The organism is Salipiger mucosus DSM 16094, from assembly GCF_000442255.1.
GTDB classification, from domain to species: domain Bacteria; phylum Pseudomonadota; class Alphaproteobacteria; order Rhodobacterales; family Rhodobacteraceae; genus Salipiger; species Salipiger mucosus.
The window spans coordinates 381,590-398,483 of record NZ_KE557275.1 but is presented as its reverse complement, the minus strand read 5'-3'; the positions used below and the strand labels follow the sequence as shown (position 1 = coordinate 398,483).

Genomic DNA, 16,894 nt, shown 5'->3' with positions numbered 1-16,894 from the left:
TGCAGCACCCCACGGTCTTGCACCGGAATGGTTGACCAAACCTTTCCGCCAACCTGTCCAAAGGGACAATTCGGCGTCCGGTCCGCCGGTAGTGACACACCATCCGACGCGGCGTCGTGGTAAAAGTGAAACGTGGTCGAATCCGGGCGGAACCCTGTCGAGAACGCAACCTTTGCGCAACAACTGGCCGATTTACGCAGCGTTGCCGTGTATGATCAGATCAGGAAATCGTCGGCCGTGAGGACCAGAACCCCGGAGAGCTCGACCTCGAAGTCGGCCGCCCCGTCTCCGTCGACATCCGCCTGCACGATGGTCGCGCCGCCCTCGTGGCGGTAGCCAAGCTGCCCCGCCGAGGTGAAGTCGACGTCGCCGATGAAGTCGAAGCGCTGCTTGAACCCCTGCGTCGTGTCGGCGTCGAAGCGGCTGATCTCGATCCGGTCCTCGCCCGCGACGAAGTCGGTGATGACGTCGCGGCGGCCGTCGCCGGGCCGGGATTCGGCGATGTTGAAATAGATGTAGCGGTCGCGCCGGCCTTCCTGCGCGCCGCCGGTCATCACGTCGGCACCGAGCCCGCCGTAGAAGGCGTCCGCGCCCTCCTGTCCGAAGAGCGAATCGTCGCCCCTGCGACCGTAGAGCCTGTCCGACAGCCCGCCTGTGTAGAACTCGTTGTCGCCATCGTCGCCGCGCAGCTGGTCGACGGTGCCGCGCGTCCGGAAGACCTCGATATCGACGAAGGTGTCGCCCACGGCATCGCCATACATCAGGGCGTCGTTGAGCAGGTCCACACGCACGGACCGCGTGGCACTGTCGTAGCTCACGGTGTCGCGGCCCGGCCCGCCGTCGAAGTGATCGGCGCCGGTCCCGCCCTCGAGCCGGTCGTTGCCCGCACCGCCCAGCAGCGTGTCGTCCCCCGCACCGCCGTCGAGCGTGTCGTCCCCGCCGAGCCCGGCCAGCCGGTCGGCGCCGCCTGCGCCCTCCAGCGTGTTCGCCAGCACGTTGCCGGTGATCGTGTCATCTCCGGCGCCGCCCATCGCCACCTCGATCGCGACGCCGTTGGCGATGGTGAAACCGCCGACCACCTCTTCGGCGTAGGAGGGCCAGCCACCCGCGCCGGCGCCCTCGAGCGTCGCGGCGCGCAGGTCGATCGTCGTGTCCCGGGTGCTGCCGTCGGCACTGATCGTGTCGGTGCCGCCGGTGTCCCAGATGCCGCGCCAGCCGGTGCCGGAGGCATTGACCAGCGGCAACGCGTAGAGGTCGTCACTCCCCGCATGCGTCGTGTTCGGCCCGTAGATCTCCTGGATCGCCGCGATGTCCAGCGCCATGGGTGTCGCCGGATATCCCCAGTCTTCGTCGCCGAGCCAGACGGCATGGTCGGGATACTCGGTGATCCAGCCGTCGTTGTAGGTCATGATGGTGAACACGCCCTGGTTCAGGTCGTGGTCGCCATAGTCGTCGTAGGGCGCCAAGACGCCGGGAAAGACGGTGCTGGTCCCGCCCGTGTCGTGCGGATGCGCGAGGCCCATACCGTGGCCCACCTCGTGCAGCAGCGTCAGGAAACCGTAGCCCCCGGGCATGAGGCCGGTCGTCGTCCAGCCCTGACCGTCGTAGGCGAAGACCCCGTAGACCGGCTCGGTCGTGGTGGAGGCATCGGGCACCTCGTGCCATCCCAGCGCCTGCACCTCGGATTCCCGGCCCTGCCAGTACCAGATGTCGGCGATATCCGGGTCCGAGGTCTCGCGGATCTCGATGTCGGCCACGGCGGACCAGGCCTCCATGACGGAGGCGACCGCCGCGCGTTCGGCGGGTGACCAGGGATCGCCCGAGCTCACGCCGCTGAAACCCAGCGGATCGACCCCGCTGCGCAGGACGTAGTCCACCACGATGGCCTGCGTGCCGGAGGTGGCGGTCCAGGCTCCGCCCCAGAGAAGCGCCGATATCCAGGGGTTGGTGCCGCTGTAGGTGAAGCGTCCGGTGGTGGTATTCAGACCCATGTAACACTCATGCTGCGCACGGCGGTGGGGATCTCCGCGCCGGGCGTCAGCATATAACCCGGGTGCTGTCCCCGACCAACCCTCGCCGCGCCACGGCGGCTCAGATCAGGAAATCCCCCGCCGTGAGCCGCATCACCCCGGTCAGTTCGATCTCGAAATCGGGCGTCCCGTCACCGTCGAGATCCGCCTGTACCAGCGTGATCCCCTCGGAGCTGACGGCGCCCGCGCGCAATTCGCCCGGGGTGCCGCTGAAGGACCGCGCACCGATGAAGGTGAAGCCCTGCTTGCCCCCGGTCAACGTGTCGGCGTCGAAGCGGCTGATCTCGATCCGGTCCTCGCCGGGGGTGAAATCGGTGATGACGTCACGGTTGCCCCGGCCCACGCCCGACTCCTCGGCATGGAAATAGATGAAGCGGTCGCGCCGCCCCTCGTCAGGACCGCCGGTCATCACGTCGGCGCCGCGGTTGCCGTAGAGCGCATCCGCCCCCGTGCCGCCGTCCAGTACGTCATCCCCGTACCGGCCGTACAGACGATCCGACACGCCGCCGCCCTTGAGCGTGTTGCGCCCCGCGTCCCCGCGCAGGTTGTCGGCGTAATCGCCGCCGATGAAGCGCTCGACGGCGGTATAGGCATCGCCCGAGGCATGGCCGAAGTCGAAGAAGCGCGCAAAGCCCGCGCTGCTCACGTCGGTCTGCAGGTCGACCAGCACGCGGCCCTGCACCTTGCTGAAATTCACCGTGTCGAAACCGGCCCCGCCATCGAAACGGTCGCCCCCTGCCCCGGCGAACATCACGTCGTTGCCGCCGAGCCCGCGCAGCTCGTCACCGCGGGTGCTGCCTTCGAGCCGGTCGTTTCCCATTGTGCCGGTCACGCGCTGGCCGGTGGTGATCTCGCGCAGCGGAATCCAGTCAGTGGCATAGTGCGAGGGGCCGAAGGTCACCGCGATGTCCTTGGACTCCAGGGGCTTGCCGTCGGCGCTTTCGATGGCGATCTCGAGGTCGCCGAAGACCAGCAGGGCGCCATCTTCGTCCGGCAGGACGGTGAGCTGGTCCATCGAGTAGAGCATCGGCACCAGCGACAGGTCGATCACGTCGCTGCCGGGGCGATAGTCGGCGACGCTGTCGCGCCCGCCCGCGCCGTCGAAGACGAAGACATCCGTCCCGGCTCCGCCGGTCAGCCGGTCGCGCCCCGCTCCGGCGACAAGCGTGTCGGGGCCGCCCGTTCCCGTCAGCCTGTCATCTCCCGAGGTTCCGGTCACGGGCCCGGCGCCCATCGCCACGTCGAAGGCACCGATGCCGGCCTCGGTCCCGCTGGCCGCGAAGATCCGCAGCCCCGCGCCGGTGGATACCGCCGCCAACGCCGAGACATTGTCGAGCGGCGTGTCCGTCGCGTCCGCGATGGCATCGAGGTGCAACAGCTTTCCGTCCGGCAGCAGCGAGAAGAGGCTCATCCCGTCATCCGCCCCCGCCGCGACAAGGTAGCCCTTCCCGTCGCGCGTGACGGCGGTCAATTCGCTGGCCCCGCCGAAACGGGTGTCGAGCCCGTCGACAAGGTGATCCACCGCACGCAGGCTGCCGCTCGCCCCGACGGACAGCACGCTCAGCGACGCGGAGTCCGAGGCCGCCACCACGACATAGGCCGCGCCCCCGGCCTCGGTCACCGTCAGCGCGACCGGCCCCGCGAGGCCCAGACCATCGTCCGGTCCGATGCGCGCGGCTTCGCTCAGCGCGCCGTTCGCCCCGATGCGCCAGCAGACCACGACATCCCGCGTGGCCGCGGTGCCCAGCAGGAAGGCCGTGCCCTGGACCTCGACCACCGCCAGCGCCGTCACCTGCCCCAGCTCCGAGCCCAGGCTGCGCAGCTGCGTGACCGCGCCCGAGGCATCGACGCGATTGACCGAGAGCCCGCCGCCGCGATGCCCCGCGAAGAGCAGCTCGCCCTGCACCGCGAGCGAGATCGCGTCGTCGATCCGCCCGCCCGAGATCGGCACCCGCGTCGCGGCCTCCGCCAGGGCACCGTCGCCCCCGACCGCGAGGCGCTGCAGGCCCGGCTCGCCGTGCAGCGCGGTCACGATCCGCGACCGGCCGTCGATCTCCATCAGCGCGATCGAGGCATCCGAGAAGGCGCCCGTGCCCTGCGCATGCACCGCCTGGTCGGCCAGTGTGACCGCCCCGGTGGCATCGACGCGATAGACGCTCGTGCCCGCCCCGTGCCCTGCCGCGGCGAAGAGAAAGGTGTCTCCGTCGATCTCGGCGACCTCCATGTCGCCGATGCTCGCGCCGAACCCCTGCAGCCCCTGCCGCAGCGACGCGCGATACTCCATTTCCGCCATCCCGGCCCCCGCAATGAAGGCCCTCACCCGAGGACGGGTCCTGTCACGCCCCACGGGCGGACGCAGGCGCGGGATGCGGCGATTTCCGGGCGTTTGCCTCGGCTTTTCAGACAAGTCGCGCGAATCCATGCGACATGCGCGCGGCTGGATGCGGCCTTGTGACATTTGCAATCGCGCCGCGTTTCTGACAAGCAACATGGAAGGACAGGGGACATTTCATGACGCAGCCACGGGCGTTCATCACCGGAGGTGCGGGCTTCATCGGATCGCGCTTGGCTGCGCGGCTGGTGGACCAAGGCGCCGAGGTCACCGTTTTCGACAGCTTCCTGCCGCAGGTTCACGCCGGCAACCCGGGCAACCGCGCGCGGCTCGAGGCCTGCGGCGCCCGCATCGTCGAGGGCGACATCCGCGACCGCGCCGCCGTGGACAACGCCCTGCGCGAGGCGGCCCCGGACATCGTCTACCACCTCGCCGCCGAGACCGGCACTGGCCAGAGCTTCGACCTGCCCGCGCGCTACAGCGAGGTCAACGTCATGGGCACGGCCCACCTGATCGAAGCCGTGCGCAGCCACGGCCCGCAGGTGCGGCGCATCGTGCTGGCGGGCACCCGCGCGGTCTATGGCGAGGGCGCACATGTCGACGCCGAGGGGCGGCTCGTGACCGCCAGCGCCCGAGACGACGACGCGATGGCCTCGGGCGATTTCGAGGTACGCGATGCGCGCGGCACCGTGCTGACGCCGGTCGCCACCAACGCGGACTGCTCGGTCGCACCGGCCTCGATCTACGCCTCGTCCAAGCTGATGCAGGAATACCTGCTGCAACAGGCCTTCTGGGGCACCGGCGTGGCGGTCGGCGTCCTGAGGTTGCAGAACGTCTTCGGGCCGGGGCAGTCGCTCAACAACCCCTACACCGGTGTTTTGTCGATCTTCTGCCGCCAGATCCAGGAGGGCGCGACGCTGGCGATCTTCGAGGACGGCGAGATCACGCGGGACTTCGTGCTGGTCGACGACGTGGTGCGCGCCTTTGCCATGATGGGCAGCGCCGCCGAGATGCCGGGCGAAATCCTCGACATCGGCTCGGGCCAGACGGCCACGATCCGCGACATCGCCGGGCGGCTTCTGGAACTCTTCGGGGCCTCGCGCGACCGGCTGCGGGTCACCGGCGCCTTCCGGCCCGGCGATGTGCGCCACGCGCTCGCCGACATCTCGCGCGCCCGCGACCGGCTGGGCTGGACGCCCGAGGTGACGCTGGACGAGGGACTTGCCCGGCTGGTCGAGTGGTCGCGTACCACCGCAGGGACCGAGGCCGAGGCCGCAACGGCACGGGTCGGCGCCTGACCGGTGATGTGGCCTTGCCCCGGTCGCGCGGCGGTCTCATGATGCGCGTCCGGACGCCCCGAGGCGGCCGGCGTTGTGCGACAGGAAAAACGAGTTCGACGCGATGAAGGGACAGGACTTCGGGAAACACTGCGGCGGGGACGCATGAACAGGCACACGCCGCTTCCCACGGTCACGATCCTGCTGGGGACGCACAACGGGGCGGCCCATCTCTCCGCGCAACTGGCCTCCATCGCCCGGCAGAACCACCGCGACTGGCGGCTCTGGGTCACCGACGACGCCTCGACCGACGCCACGCCCGAGATCATCGACGCCTTCGCCCGGGCCGTTCCCCAGGAGGTGCGGCGGCTGTCCGGGCCCGGCCGCGGCGTGGCGGGCAACTTCCTGGGCACGCTCTGCCATCCCGAGCTGCCCGAGGGGCCGGTGGCCTTCTGCGACCAGGACGACATCTGGTATCCGCACCGGCTGGGCCGGGCGCTGGACCGGCTGCAGGCTGCGGACGCGGTCCCGGCGCTCTACTGCTCGCGGACGGACGTGGGCATCGACCCGGACAGGCCCTGGGGCACCTCGCCGCTCTGGCAGCGGCCGCCCTGCTTTCGCAATGCGCTGATCCAGACGGTCGCGGGCGGCAATACCATGGTCCTCTCGACCGAGGGCGCGGCGCTCGCGCGGGCGGCTGGCTGCGATCCGCTGCCGGCCTTTCACGACTGGTGGTTCTACCAGCTCGTCAGTGGCGCGGGCGGGCGGATCCTCTACGACAGCCAGCCCACGCTGTTCTACCGGCAGCACCACAAGAACCAGCTGGGCCGCAACCGGGGCCTGCAAGCGCGCTACGCACGGCTGGGCACGATCTGGCAGGGCAAGTATCACCACTGGATCACCCGCAACCAGCGCGCCCTGCAACGCTGCGAGCATCTGCTGACCGAGGAGAACCGCGCCATCCTGGCCGAGTTCGTCGCGCTGCGCAGGCGCAAGGGGCTGGGCGTGGTCAGCGGCTGGCAGAGGCTGGGCTTGCACCGGCAGGGGCGGCTCGAGACCGCGCTGATGACCGGCGCGGCCGCGCTGGGGCGGATCTAGCCCCCGCTAGTCTCGGCGCTGGAGCAGGAGGAAGACGGCGACGTTCTTGAACGGCTTCAGGATCTCGCGCGAACGGGGATAGCGCGTCAGCGTGCGCCCGTAGACATCGCGCAGCGAGCGGTAGAGCGCGCGGCGCAGCGGCAGGCCGCGCGTGTCCAGTTCCAGCTTCTGGTCGACCACGTTGTTCGACGAGCAGTGGGCCGCGTACATCTGCGCCTTGTATTCCAGCCGGGCATAGTCCTGCGCCGCGCGCCGCGGCTGCATCACCTGCACGATGCGGTAGCCGCGGTCGTGCACCGCGTAGCCGATCAGCCGCTCCTGCACGTGGGCGACGCCGCCGTCGATGTGATGCGGCTCGGCGTTGTAGTCGGTCCACTTCCAGCGCCAGTCGAACATCTTGCGCAGCGCGTCCAGCCGGAACCAGTACATCGTGCCGTAGGGCGCCACCGGCGTGTGATCGTCGAGCGGCACGTCGATGTACATCTCGGCGGCGAGCGCGGCGAGCGTGCGCTTGTTGTTGTACCAGGCGTGCCCCAGCGTGCCGAAGCCCACGTGCACCAGCGGCGGCAGCACCAGGCCGAGGTCGGGCTGCGCCTCGAAGAGGTCGAGCACGTTGTTCACGTAGCCCGGGCTGGCGGCGAGGTTGTCGAAGAGGTGGTCCTTGAAGTTCTCGCCCACCTGCCGCGAGACCTGCGGCGTGCGCTTGGAGTGCAGCCGCAGCGCCACCTCGTAGCGGCCCGAGAGCGCCACGTCGCGCCAGGTGATGAAGAGCGAGGACATGTCCCGGCCCCGGTTCTCCTCGACCACGCGGACCTCGCGCGCCTCGGCGGGCCAGCCCTTGTCATCGAGGAAGGCGCGGATCGCCCCGGCGTTCGCCTCGGTGGCGGTGGTCAGGAAGAGATGCGCGTCCCCGGGCAGGCGCCCGATGATCTCCCAGAACTCGGGCATCATCTCGGCGTAGAAGGCGTGGATGAAGACCGCGACGGGCCCGAAGCGCCGGCCGCCGGCGCGCTGCGGGGCGCTGTCGGTGGTGGGCACGATCTCGTACTGGCCGGCGATGGTGCAGAAGTCGCGCGCCTTCACGTGGCGCGTGGCGAAGCGGATCACCGCGGCGTAGAGGTCGGGGTCTTCGGCGCGCAGCCGGTCGATGGCGGCGCGCAGGTCGATGGCGCCGACGTCGTGCAGCAGCGGGTCCAGCAGCAGCACCGAGACCGGCAGGCAGGGCGCCCCGGCGGCCAGCAGGCGGTCGACCTCGAAATGCCGCGGCTCGGCCGAGCCGGCGGTCTCGTCCGGCACGGCATAGGCCACCTCGTGCCCGCCGTCCTCGAGCAGGCGCCCCAGCGCCACCGGCCCGTCGAGCATGTCGCGCCAGGCGTCGGCGCGCGGCGCGAGGTCGCGCCAGAAGGCGCGGAAGGCCGCGTCCGCCATGAGCCCGGGCGAGATCACCGTGAAGTCGAGCATGGGCACGCGGTCCGGGGCCTCGGCGGCCGAGAGGCGGTGATCCTTGCCGCAGTCGTGCCAGTAGGGGGCCAGCAGGGCGGCGCCGTCCGGCCGCCCGTAGCCGCCCGGGGCCGAGGGGTCGGCGGGCCCGGTGGGGCCGAAGACATGGCTGCCGGTCAGCAGGACCTCGCCCGCGTGCCCGGCCGCGAAGAGCCGTTCCAGCGCCTCCTTCCAGCCCGCGAGCGGGGTGTGCACCGTGCCCTCGAAGGCGGTGACCTCGAGCCCGGGCAGGGCGCCCAGCAGCTTGTCGAACCGCTCGCGGTGGTCCGGCTCGGCGATCACCTCGACCCGCGCGTGGGTCCGCGCCAGCCGCGTCGCCGCCAGCCGGATCGCCATGTCCTCGTTCAGCCCCTGGCCGATGACATAGACGGCGAGGCTGTCGGTGCTCATGCCCTCGGTCTCCGGGCTCACGCGGTCTCGTAGCCGAGCGCGGCCATTTCCTTGCCCCACCGGTCGACGAAGCGGCTGACCTGCTCATCGCTCAGGTAGTTGCGGAAATTCTCGCGCTGGCGCTTCCAAAAGAACTTGCCGTTCTGCTTGGTGCGCTTGTCGGCCGCGCGGTAGACGGCGGCGAGATCGACCTCGCCGAGGCCGAGGAAGCCGCAGATTTCGGCGACCGAGCCGTCGAAGTCCTCGAAGAGGTCCTCGTAGCGCAGGATGTGCACCGGCTTGCCCGCCTCGCGCAGGTTGCGGAAGTTGGCGACATGCTCGAAGACGCCGCCGAAGGCCTTGTTCCGCGGCACCAGCGTCGCGTGCTGCAGGAAGATGCCGAAGAGCGTCTCCATCTGCTCGGGCGTCAGGTCCTCGACCCGGTCGAAGGCGAAGGGCAGCTGCTTGCCCGCGTTGGGCGAGACGTTGCCGGAGACGAAGTTGAGGTAGGAGACGAAGACGTCGAGCGGGTGGCGGTAGATGTAGACCACCTTGTTGGTGGTCAGCGGCTCGCCCTCGTCGTCCTCGAGGAGGGTCTTGCGGTGCGACTTGTAGAAATACCAGTCGGTTCCGTTGAAGGCCCAGGGGTTCTCCATCACGCGGCCGTAGTGCGTGTCGGTCACGTATTTCTGCATGACCCCGGCGCCCATCGGCATGCCCGTGGCCCCGGCGATGATCGCCCGCAGCCAGGTGTTTCCGCTTTTGGGGAAGGAGTAGAGGCCGACAACCTGTTTCGGCAATTCCTGGTCGTTCATCGAACCGCTTTTTCTATCATTTCCTCGTCGCAGATCAGGTCGAGCGCCTTTTCGACGCGATCCTGGAAGCTGCTCTCGTCCTTGCCATCCTTCGGCGCGGCGGGAGCCTCGCCTTCGGTATAGTGGCGCATGAATAGCCGCATCACGTGGTCGACGCCAGCCCGTTCCACCTCGCGCAGGTCAGGCCCGAAATAGGCGCCGCGCGCGTGGTTGCCGGTGATCACCTCGTAGGACGGGAAGTAGTGGCAGTCGGGCAGGCTCTGCGACAGCTGCTCGGTCGCAACCCGCAGCACCGCCTTGGAATAGGCGGTGGCGGCGATCACGCTCTGGTCCTCGCGCGCGGTGGCGATCAGCGGCACCGGCGAGACGGTCATGAGGATCTTCACCTCGGGATTCCGCGCGCGCATCAGCTCGACGAAGGCTGTGAAATCGGCGGTGATCTCGTCCACGGTGAAGTTGTGGAAGACGTGCCGCTCCGCATCGAAGGTGCCGCCGGCGACGCCGGGGGCCAGCGGAAAGACCGCGCCGTCCTCGGCCGAGGTCCAGGCCTCGGTCAGGCCGAAGGTGAAGACGAAGACATCGGCACTCTCGATCATCTCGCGCACGGCAGCGAAATGCGTCTCGCGGGCGGCGTCATAGTCCTCGCGCCCGGCGAAGGGCTCGGGCTGGATGTTGGGGCGGAAAGGGTCGATGAGCCCGCCCTCGGTCTCCCAGGCATCCTCGGCCGGACGGAAGGCGCCATAGGCGCGCCGGGCCAGCTGCAGGAGCTGGCGCACGGTGTAGATGTTGCCAAAGCGCGCCGTGAAGGTGCCGTAGCCGAAGCGCGCGGCGATCTCCGGCGCGATGATGGGATGCGCCCGCTCGGTCACGAGGTAGTTGTAGCCCTGCGCCTTGAGATGCCGCGCGATGTGCTGGGCAAAGCAGCTTCCGGCGGTGGCGATCTTCATCTCGGGCGTCAGGGTGAAGCCGCCCTTGACGACGGGGTCCACCTCGGAGGCGGGTTTGCCGCGGTGGCTGCGCGACCAGAAGCAGTGGTCCGGCAGGTCGGAATAGGGCGTCTCGCGGCTCATGCCTCGGCCTCCTCGTCCAGCGCCATCGAGCAGACGTGGTCGAGGATGACCATGCCATAGTCGACGTTCCCGTGCGTCGGGTCGCTCTGCCAGAACTGCCGCGACAGGCAGCCGTCGGTGAAGACCGCCGGAGGCAGTGCGACGAGCGTCGTGTTCGTGCCCGCGACGGCCTCGTCCAGGACCTCGCAGTAGAGCAGCCACATCTTGCGCCGCAGCGTGACGGGCGAAATGCCGTAGTCCGCCACCCGGTCGGCGAAGGCCCCGGGGAAATCGCGGATGTGCGCCTCGCTGGCGATGGGCGGGGGCGGCGGCAGCATGTAGATCGGCACGTCGCCCGCGACATCGTTGAAGAAGCGCCAGAACAGCAGCGCGTTGCGCTCGGCGGTCGCGCGCACCTGCGCCTTCATCAGGGCGTAGGGGATTTGCGTGACACCCTCTTCCAGCGGCAGATCGCTGCCGGGCAGATCGAAGTCGAAGGGCTCGGGGTGCCGCAGCATGCCCAGCGTGTTGTACTCGTTGCCCATGCAGGCCAGCACGATGCCCGCCGGATCGCGCTCGGCCAGAAGTTCGCGCAGGTGCGTCTCGAGCTTCTCCGACAGCACGCGCACCTTGTCGCCCTTGGCGATGTCGCGCGCGCCGGGCGTGCGCAGACGCGACATCAGGCGCGCGTGGGCTTCCTCGCCCGCCTGGCGGGCGGCCTTGACCTTGCCGAGGCCGACCAGCTCGAAGTTCGGCTGAAGCTGCTTCTCGCCCAGCCAGTGAAGCTCGACCGGCGGGGCGCCCTCCGGATCCTCCTCGACGTAGGTCTTGTGGGCGCGGGAGAGCGCCGAAAGGTGGGAATGGCCAAAGGCCAGGAGGGTCTTGCCCGACATCGCGGAGGTCCTTCAGGTCGTGCGCCGGGCGCCGGGCCCGGGCTAGAGCAGGCCCCTCAGATAGGCGCCGTACTTGTTCTTCTTGTAGCGTTCCGCCTGCGCGGCAAGCTGGTCGTCGGTGATCCACCCCTGCAGGTAGGCGATTTCCTCGGGGCAGCCAGTCTGCAGGCCCTGACGATTCTCGAGCGTGCGCACGAAATTGCCGGCATCCAGCAGGCTGCCGTGGGTGCCGGTATCCAGCCAGGCATAGCCGCGCCCCATGCGCTGCACGTGCAGCGTGCCGTCGGCGAGGTAGCTTTCGAGCAGCGTGGTGATCTCGAGCTCGCCGCGTTCCGAGGGTTGGACCTGTTTGGCGCGTTCCGGCGCCGTACCGTCGAGGAAATAGAGCCCGGTCACCGCCTGGTTCGAGGGCGGCACCTCGGGCTTTTCGACGATGGCCTTCACCGTGCCCGATGCGTCGTAGTCCACCACGCCGTAGCGTTCCGGGTCGGCCACCTGGTAGCCGAAGACCGTGGCGCCGGACTGGCGCGAGTCGGCGGCGCGCAGCAGTTCGGGCAGACCGTGGCCGAAGAAGATGTTGTCGCCCAGCACGAGGGTCGAGGGTGCGCCGTTCAGGAACTCCTCCGCGAGGATGAAGGCCTGCGCCAGCCCGTCGGGCGAGGGTTGCTCGATGTAGGTGAACTCCAGCCCCCACTGCGAGCCGTCGCCCAGGAGCCGCTCGAACTGGTGGCGATCCTCGGGGGTGGTGATGACCGCGATCTCGCGCATGCCGCCCAGCATCAGCACGCTGACGGGGTAGTAGATCATCGGCTTGTCGTAGATCGGCAGGAGCTGCTTGGAAACGCCCATGGTGATGGGATAAAGCCGCGTGCCCGAGCCGCCGGCGAGGATGATGCCCTTGCGTTGCGTCATGGCTTGAGTGCTCCGAGATCGTTCAGGATATCGCGCAGCCCGGTGCGCCAGTCGGGCCGGTCGAGGCCGAAGGCGGCCTTCGTCGCGCTGTTGTCGAGCCGCGAGTTCAGCGGGCGCTGTGCCGGCGTGGGATAGTCGGCGGTCGGAATGTCGGCGACCTCGCAGGTCAGCCCGGCCTGCGCGAAGATCTCGCGCGCGAAGTCCGCCCAGCTCGTGTCGGGGCCGCCCGAGATGTGGTAGGTGCCGCTCTTCGCCGGGTCGTCGCGCAGCTGCGCGGCGGCGGCGAGACAGAGCTCGGCGATGTCGCCGGCGGGGGTCGGTCCGCCGATCTGGTCCGCGACGATGGTCAGCCGGTCGCGCTCGGCCCCCAGCCGCAGCATCGTCTTGACGAAGTTCTTGCCATGCGCCGACACAACCCACGAGGTGCGCAGGATCGCGTGCACGCCGCCCGCGTTGCGCACCGCCTCTTCGCCCGCCAGCTTGGTGCGGCCGTAGACGCCCAGCGGGCCGGTCGGTGCGTCGGTGGCAAAGGGCGTCTCGCCCGCGCCGTCGAAGACGTAGTCGGTCGAGACATGCACTAAGGGCACGCCCATGTCCGCGCAGGCGCCCGCCATGGCACCGGGCGCCACGCCGTTGACCGCCAGCGCGGTGTCCTCGTCGCTCTCGGCCTGGTCCACGGCGGTGTAGGCGGCGGCGTTGATGACCGCGTCGGGCCTGTGCGTGCGGATCGCCTGCACGCAGGCCTGCGGGTCGGTCAGGTCGGCCTCGTCCCGGCCGAGGCACAGCGCGTCCGGGGCGCGGCGGCGCAGCTCCTGTGCGACCTGTCCCGTCTTGCCGAACACGAGGATCATGCCGTCACCCCCAGCCGCTCGCCCACGCCCTTGCGGGCCTGCAACGCCTGCCACCAGGGCTTGTTGTCGAGATACCAGCGGACGGTCTTCTCGAGCCCCTCTTCCACCGTGACAGAGGGCCGCCAGCCCAGTTCCTCGCGGATGCGCGTCGGGTCGATGGCATAGCGGGCGTCATGCCCCGGTCGGTCGGTGACGAAGGTGATGAGATCGGCGTAGGACCCTTCGTTCCGCGGATGCGCCTCGTCGAGAATTGCGCAGATCGTCTGCACCAGCTCGAGGTTGCTGCGCTCGTTCTCGCCGCCGATGTTGTAGGACCGGCCGAGCGGACCCTTTTCCAGCACCGTCAGCAGCGCGTCGGCGTGATCCTCGACGTAGAGCCAGTCGCGCACGTTCGAGCCGTCGCCGTAGATCGGGATCGGCTTGCCCGCCAGCGCGTTCAGGATCACCACCGGGATCAGCTTTTCGGGGAAGTGGTAGGGCCCGTAGTTGTTCGAGCAGTTGGTCATCACGACCGGCAGGCCATAGGTCTCGTGCCAGGCGCGCACGAGGTGGTCCGAGGAGGCCTTCGAGGCGGAATAGGGGCTGTTCGGCGCATAGGGCGTCTCTTCGGTGAACTGCCCCGTGGCGCCGAGGGTGCCGAAGACCTCGTCGGTCGAGATGTGGTGGAAACGGAAGCCCTCGGGTTTGCCGGCCTGCACCCAGTAAGCGCGGGCGGCCTCCAGCATGTTGTAGGTGCCGGTGATGTTCGTCTCGATGAAATCGCCCGGCCCGTCGATCGAACGGTCGACGTGGCTCTCGGCGGCGAGGTGCATCACCGTGTCGGGCGCATGCGCCGCGAAGATGCGGTCGAGCGCCGCGCGGTCGCGGATGTCGGCATGTTCGAAGGCGTAGAGCGGGCTGTCCGCGACCTCGGCGAGGTTGTCGAGGCAGGCGGCATAGGTCAGCGCGTCGAGGTTCACCACCTCGTGGCCGCGCGCCACGGCGAGCCGCACGACGGCCGAGCCGATGAAACCGGCACCGCCTGTGACGAGAATCTTCATGGCGGTCACCCCTCGTAGACGAACGGGCTGTCGAAGTCGCTCAGCACCGGGGCCGCGGCGTCCTTGTCCGACAGCAGCGGCTCGACGCCGTCGAGGCCCCAGTCGATGCCGATCTCGGGGCTGTCGAAGCGCACCGCACCGTCGCATTCGGGCGCGTAGAAATCCGAGCACTTGTAGATGATCTCGGTGTCGGGCTCGCGCGTGACGAAACCGTGCAGGAAGCCCGCGGGGATCAGCAGCTGGCGCCCGTTCTCGAAGGACAGCTCCTCGCCCACCCACTGGCCGTAGGTCGGGCTGCCCTTGCGGATGTCGACGGCCACGTCGAAGAGCCGCCCCCGCCCGCAGCGCACCAGCTTGGCCTGGGCATGCGGCGGCGCCTGGAAATGCAGGCCGCGCACGGTGCCCACCTTCGCGCTGAGCGAATGGTTGTCCTGCACGAAGTCGAAGTGCAGGCCCGCGGCCTCCATCGCCTTGCGGTTCCAGCTTTCCGAGAAGAAGCCGCGCGAGTCTCCGAAGCGGCGCGGCGTCAGGATCCTGACGCCCTCGAGTTTCGTATCTTCTACCTGCAACAATTCACACCTTGTCCAAATACCTGTCGGCGCCTGCTTAGCAAGCGTCGCCGACAGGCGCTAGAGCATGGCCGGCACGACCTGGTCCGGCGGGCGGTGTCCGTCGGCAAATGTCTTCACATTGATCAGCACCTTCTCGCCCATCTCGACTCGACCTTCCATCGTGGCAGAGCCCATGTGCGGCAGCATCACCACGTTGGGCATGTTCACGAGCTCGGGGTTGCCGCGGAAGCCGTGCTGGTAGACGTCGAGCCCCGCGCCGGCGAGGTCACCGGCCTTGATCATCCGCGTCAGCGCGTTCTCGTCGATGACCTCGCCCCGCGAGGTGTTCACGATCACCGCCGAGGGCTTCATCAGCCGCAGCCGGCGCGCGTTGAGCAGGTGAAAGGTCGAGGGCGTGTGCGGGCAGTTCACGCTGATGACGTCCATCCGCGCGACCATCTGGTCGAGACTTTCCCAGTAGCTCGCTTCCAGCGCCTCCTCGGTCTCGGGACGCAGGCGGCGGCGGTTGTGATAGTGGATCTGCATCCCGAAGGCCCGCGCCCGGCGCGCGACCGCCTGGCCGATCCGGCCCATGCCGAGGATGCCGAGCCGCTTTCCGCCGATCCGGGTGCCGAGGAAGGCCGTGGGCGCCCAGCCCTGCCATTCGCCGCCCTGCATGACGGTGAGCCCCTCCTGCATCCGGCGCATGACGGCCAGCATCAGGCCCATGACCATGTCCGCGGTGTCGTCGGTCATCACGCCGGGGGTGTTCGACACCATGATGCCGCGCGCGCGGGCGGTCTCGACGTCGATGTGATCGAAGCCCGCGCCGTAGTTCGCGATGAGCTTGAGCCGCTCGCCGGCCTGGCCGATCAGCCCGGCGTCGATCGTGTCGGTGATGGTCGGCACCAGCACATCGGCCTCGGCCATGGCCCCGGCGAGCTCGTCCCGGGTCATGGGCGTGTCGTCGTCGCGCAGCGTCACGTCGAAGAGCTCCTTGAGGCGGGTCTCGACCGCTTCGGGCAGGCGTCGCGTCACGACAACACTCAGGCGATTATTCGGCATGGCGCGCCATCCCTCCCTTTCCTCAGGCTCCTCGCGTTGGCACAGTGTCCCATGAGCGGACGGGGCACAAGAACCCCGCCGGAAAATTCGGGCAGGACGGAAAAAGATGCTCAGGACACTCCTGTTGGCGGCCCTCGCGGCGGGTCTTCTGACGGTGAAGGGTGCCACGGCCGCCGAGAGCCGCGGCCCTGTCACCAACCTGCCGCTGCCGCGGTTCGTGTCGATGAAGGCCAGCGAGGGCAACGTCCGGCGCGGCCCCTCGCTCACCCACCGGATCGACTGGGTCTACGTCCGCCGCGACCTGCCGCTCGAGATCACCGCCGAACACGGACACTGGCGCAGGGTGCGCGACCGCGACGGCGCGGGCGGCTGGGTGCACTACTCGCTGCTCTCCGGCGTGCGCACCGTGCTGGTGGAAGAGGACATGCTCGACCTGCACACGCGCCCGAACGCGGACATGCCGGTGACCGCGCGACTTGCGCTGGGGGTCATTGCCGAGCTGGGCGACTGCGAGGCCGACTGGTGCGAGATCTCGGCCGGAGGCTACGACGGCTGGGCGCCGAAGACGGCACTCTGGGGCGTGGACCCCGAAGAACTGCGCAACTGAGGGGCGCCTCGCGGCGCCCCCCGGGTCGCTCAGGTCTCGCTGCCGTAGCCGACGCGGCCGATGCTGTCGTAGGCCTCGAAGCCGGCGCGGCGCGCGTCCTCGGGGGCGTAGACGTTGCGCAGGTCCGCCATGCGCGGCACCGACATGCGCTCGGACAGCGCAGAAAGGTCCAGCGCCCGGAACTCGTTCCACTCGGTCAGCACCACCAGCAGGTCCGCGCCCTCGGCGGCCTCGTAGGGGTCGTCCATCCAGCTCACGCCCGGCAGCAGCGCCTCGCCCTCGCGCCGGCCCTGCGGGTCGACCGTGCGCACCCGCGCGCCGCCGCCCACCAGCGCCGGCACGATGGTCAGCGCCGGCGCGTCGCGCATGTCGTCGGTGTTGGGCTTGAAGGTCACGCCCAGCACCGCGACGGTCTTGCCGTTGAACGAGCCGCCGCAGAGATCGAGCAGCTTGTCGACCATGCGCCGCTTGGTGTCCTCGTTGATCTTGATGACCGTCTCGATGA

At 69.3% G+C, this 16,894-nt stretch carries 15 protein-coding genes; 3 read left to right on the top strand and 12 right to left on the bottom strand.

Annotation, left to right across the window (positions count from 1 at the left end; translation table 11 throughout):
- Positions 1-215 precede the first annotated feature (215 nt).
- Together SALMUC_RS31525 and SALMUC_RS11280 are read right to left on the bottom strand one after the other, a co-directional pair.
- Positions 216-1,991, bottom strand: coding sequence for a M10 family metallopeptidase (locus SALMUC_RS31525; protein WP_020042867.1), 1,776 nt, complete (start codon positions 1,989-1,991; stop codon positions 216-218).
- Positions 1,992-2,091: 100 nt separating this feature from the next.
- Positions 2,092-4,314, bottom strand: coding sequence for a calcium-binding protein (locus SALMUC_RS11280; RefSeq protein ID WP_020042868.1), 2,223 nt, complete (start codon positions 4,312-4,314; stop codon positions 2,092-2,094).
- Between the two features lie 227 nt (positions 4,315-4,541).
- Between SALMUC_RS11280 and SALMUC_RS11275 the strand changes: the two genes are divergently transcribed.
- Positions 4,542-5,660: an NAD-dependent epimerase/dehydratase family protein gene (locus SALMUC_RS11275; protein WP_020042869.1), complete on the top strand. Its 1,119-nt coding sequence runs from the start codon at positions 4,542-4,544 to the stop codon at positions 5,658-5,660.
- A gap of 144 nt (positions 5,661-5,804) precedes the next feature.
- On the top strand, positions 5,805-6,737 hold the full coding sequence (locus tag SALMUC_RS11270; RefSeq protein ID WP_020042870.1) for a glycosyltransferase: 933 nt from the start codon (positions 5,805-5,807) through the stop codon (positions 6,735-6,737).
- 6 nt (positions 6,738-6,743) lie between these two features.
- On the opposite strand, the gene SALMUC_RS28220 is transcribed toward SALMUC_RS11270, so the two are convergent.
- The 9 genes from SALMUC_RS28220 to SALMUC_RS11225 are packed head-to-tail and all read right to left on the bottom strand — an operon-like array spanning position 6,744 to position 15,782.
- Positions 6,744-8,627, bottom strand: coding sequence for a rhamnan synthesis F family protein (locus SALMUC_RS28220; RefSeq protein ID WP_156883475.1), 1,884 nt, complete (start codon positions 8,625-8,627; stop codon positions 6,744-6,746).
- A 17-nt stretch (positions 8,628-8,644) separates the two neighbouring features.
- Positions 8,645-9,421, bottom strand: coding sequence for a sulfotransferase domain-containing protein (locus tag SALMUC_RS11260; RefSeq protein ID WP_020041591.1), 777 nt, complete (start codon positions 9,419-9,421; stop codon positions 8,645-8,647).
- On the bottom strand, positions 9,418-10,491 hold the full coding sequence (locus SALMUC_RS11255) for a GSCFA domain-containing protein (protein WP_020041592.1): 1,074 nt from the start codon (positions 10,489-10,491) through the stop codon (positions 9,418-9,420). The genes SALMUC_RS11260 and SALMUC_RS11255 overlap by 4 nt, the downstream gene beginning before the upstream one ends.
- Positions 10,488-11,363, bottom strand: a complete 876-nt coding sequence (locus tag SALMUC_RS11250) for a hypothetical protein (RefSeq protein ID WP_020041593.1) — start codon at positions 11,361-11,363, stop codon at positions 10,488-10,490. The genes SALMUC_RS11255 and SALMUC_RS11250 overlap by 4 nt, the downstream gene beginning before the upstream one ends.
- A gap of 42 nt (positions 11,364-11,405) precedes the next feature.
- Positions 11,406-12,275 carry a glucose-1-phosphate thymidylyltransferase RfbA gene (rfbA, locus tag SALMUC_RS11245; protein WP_020041594.1) on the bottom strand — a complete coding sequence of 290 codons (870 nt, stop codon included), beginning with the start codon at positions 12,273-12,275 and terminating at the stop codon, positions 11,406-11,408.
- Complete coding sequence (gene rfbD, locus SALMUC_RS11240; protein ID WP_020041595.1) at positions 12,272-13,126, bottom strand: dTDP-4-dehydrorhamnose reductase; 855 nt, start codon at positions 13,124-13,126, stop codon at positions 12,272-12,274. Before rfbD ends, rfbA begins: the two co-directional genes overlap by 4 nt.
- Positions 13,123-14,166 carry a dTDP-glucose 4,6-dehydratase gene (gene rfbB / locus SALMUC_RS11235; RefSeq protein WP_020041596.1) on the bottom strand — a complete coding sequence of 348 codons (1,044 nt, stop codon included), beginning with the start codon at positions 14,164-14,166 and terminating at the stop codon, positions 13,123-13,125. The genes rfbD and rfbB overlap by 4 nt, the downstream gene beginning before the upstream one ends.
- 5 nt (positions 14,167-14,171) lie before the next feature.
- Complete coding sequence (rfbC, locus tag SALMUC_RS11230) at positions 14,172-14,735, bottom strand: dTDP-4-dehydrorhamnose 3,5-epimerase (protein WP_020041597.1); 564 nt, start codon at positions 14,733-14,735, stop codon at positions 14,172-14,174.
- Between the two features lie 60 nt (positions 14,736-14,795).
- Complete coding sequence (locus SALMUC_RS11225) at positions 14,796-15,782, bottom strand: 2-hydroxyacid dehydrogenase (protein ID WP_021120249.1); 987 nt, start codon at positions 15,780-15,782, stop codon at positions 14,796-14,798.
- A gap of 106 nt (positions 15,783-15,888) precedes the next feature.
- Between SALMUC_RS11225 and SALMUC_RS11220 the strand changes: the two genes are divergently transcribed.
- Positions 15,889-16,389, top strand: a complete 501-nt coding sequence (locus SALMUC_RS11220; RefSeq protein WP_021120248.1) for an SH3 domain-containing protein — start codon at positions 15,889-15,891, stop codon at positions 16,387-16,389.
- A 29-nt stretch (positions 16,390-16,418) separates the two neighbouring features.
- On the opposite strand, the gene SALMUC_RS11215 is transcribed toward SALMUC_RS11220, so the two are convergent.
- The coding region (locus SALMUC_RS11215) for a UDP binding domain-containing protein (RefSeq protein WP_020041600.1) at positions 16,419-16,894 on the bottom strand (476 nt) is incomplete at its 5' end.

What these genes read in the sequence shown, in the direction of transcription:
- SALMUC_RS11260 (WP_020041591.1), bottom strand. Translation starts at nt 9,421, where the DNA reads ATGAACGACCAGGAATTGCCGAAACAGGTTGTCGGCCTCTACTCCTTC.
- SALMUC_RS11275 (WP_020042869.1), top strand. Translation starts at nt 4,542, where the DNA reads ATGACGCAGCCACGGGCGTTCATCACCGGAGGTGCGGGCTTCATCGGA.
- SALMUC_RS11220 (WP_021120248.1), top strand. Translation starts at nt 15,889, where the DNA reads ATGCTCAGGACACTCCTGTTGGCGGCCCTCGCGGCGGGTCTTCTGACG.
- rfbB (WP_020041596.1), bottom strand. Translation starts at nt 14,166, where the DNA reads ATGAAGATTCTCGTCACAGGCGGTGCCGGTTTCATCGGCTCGGCCGTC.
- SALMUC_RS11250 (WP_020041593.1), bottom strand. Translation starts at nt 11,363, where the DNA reads ATGTCGGGCAAGACCCTCCTGGCCTTTGGCCATTCCCACCTTTCGGCG.
- SALMUC_RS11255 (WP_020041592.1), bottom strand. Translation starts at nt 10,491, where the DNA reads ATGAGCCGCGAGACGCCCTATTCCGACCTGCCGGACCACTGCTTCTGG.
- SALMUC_RS11270 (WP_020042870.1), top strand. Translation starts at nt 5,805, where the DNA reads ATGAACAGGCACACGCCGCTTCCCACGGTCACGATCCTGCTGGGGACG.
- SALMUC_RS28220 (WP_156883475.1), bottom strand. Translation starts at nt 8,627, where the DNA reads ATGAGCACCGACAGCCTCGCCGTCTATGTCATCGGCCAGGGGCTGAAC.
- rfbA (WP_020041594.1), bottom strand. Translation starts at nt 12,275, where the DNA reads ATGACGCAACGCAAGGGCATCATCCTCGCCGGCGGCTCGGGCACGCGG.
- rfbD (WP_020041595.1), bottom strand. Translation starts at nt 13,126, where the DNA reads ATGATCCTCGTGTTCGGCAAGACGGGACAGGTCGCACAGGAGCTGCGC.
- SALMUC_RS11225 (WP_021120249.1), bottom strand. Translation starts at nt 15,782, where the DNA reads ATGCCGAATAATCGCCTGAGTGTTGTCGTGACGCGACGCCTGCCCGAA.
- SALMUC_RS11280 (WP_020042868.1), bottom strand. Translation starts at nt 4,314, where the DNA reads ATGGAGTATCGCGCGTCGCTGCGGCAGGGGCTGCAGGGGTTCGGCGCG.
- SALMUC_RS31525 (WP_020042867.1), bottom strand. Translation starts at nt 1,991, where the DNA reads ATGGGTCTGAATACCACCACCGGACGCTTCACCTACAGCGGCACCAAC.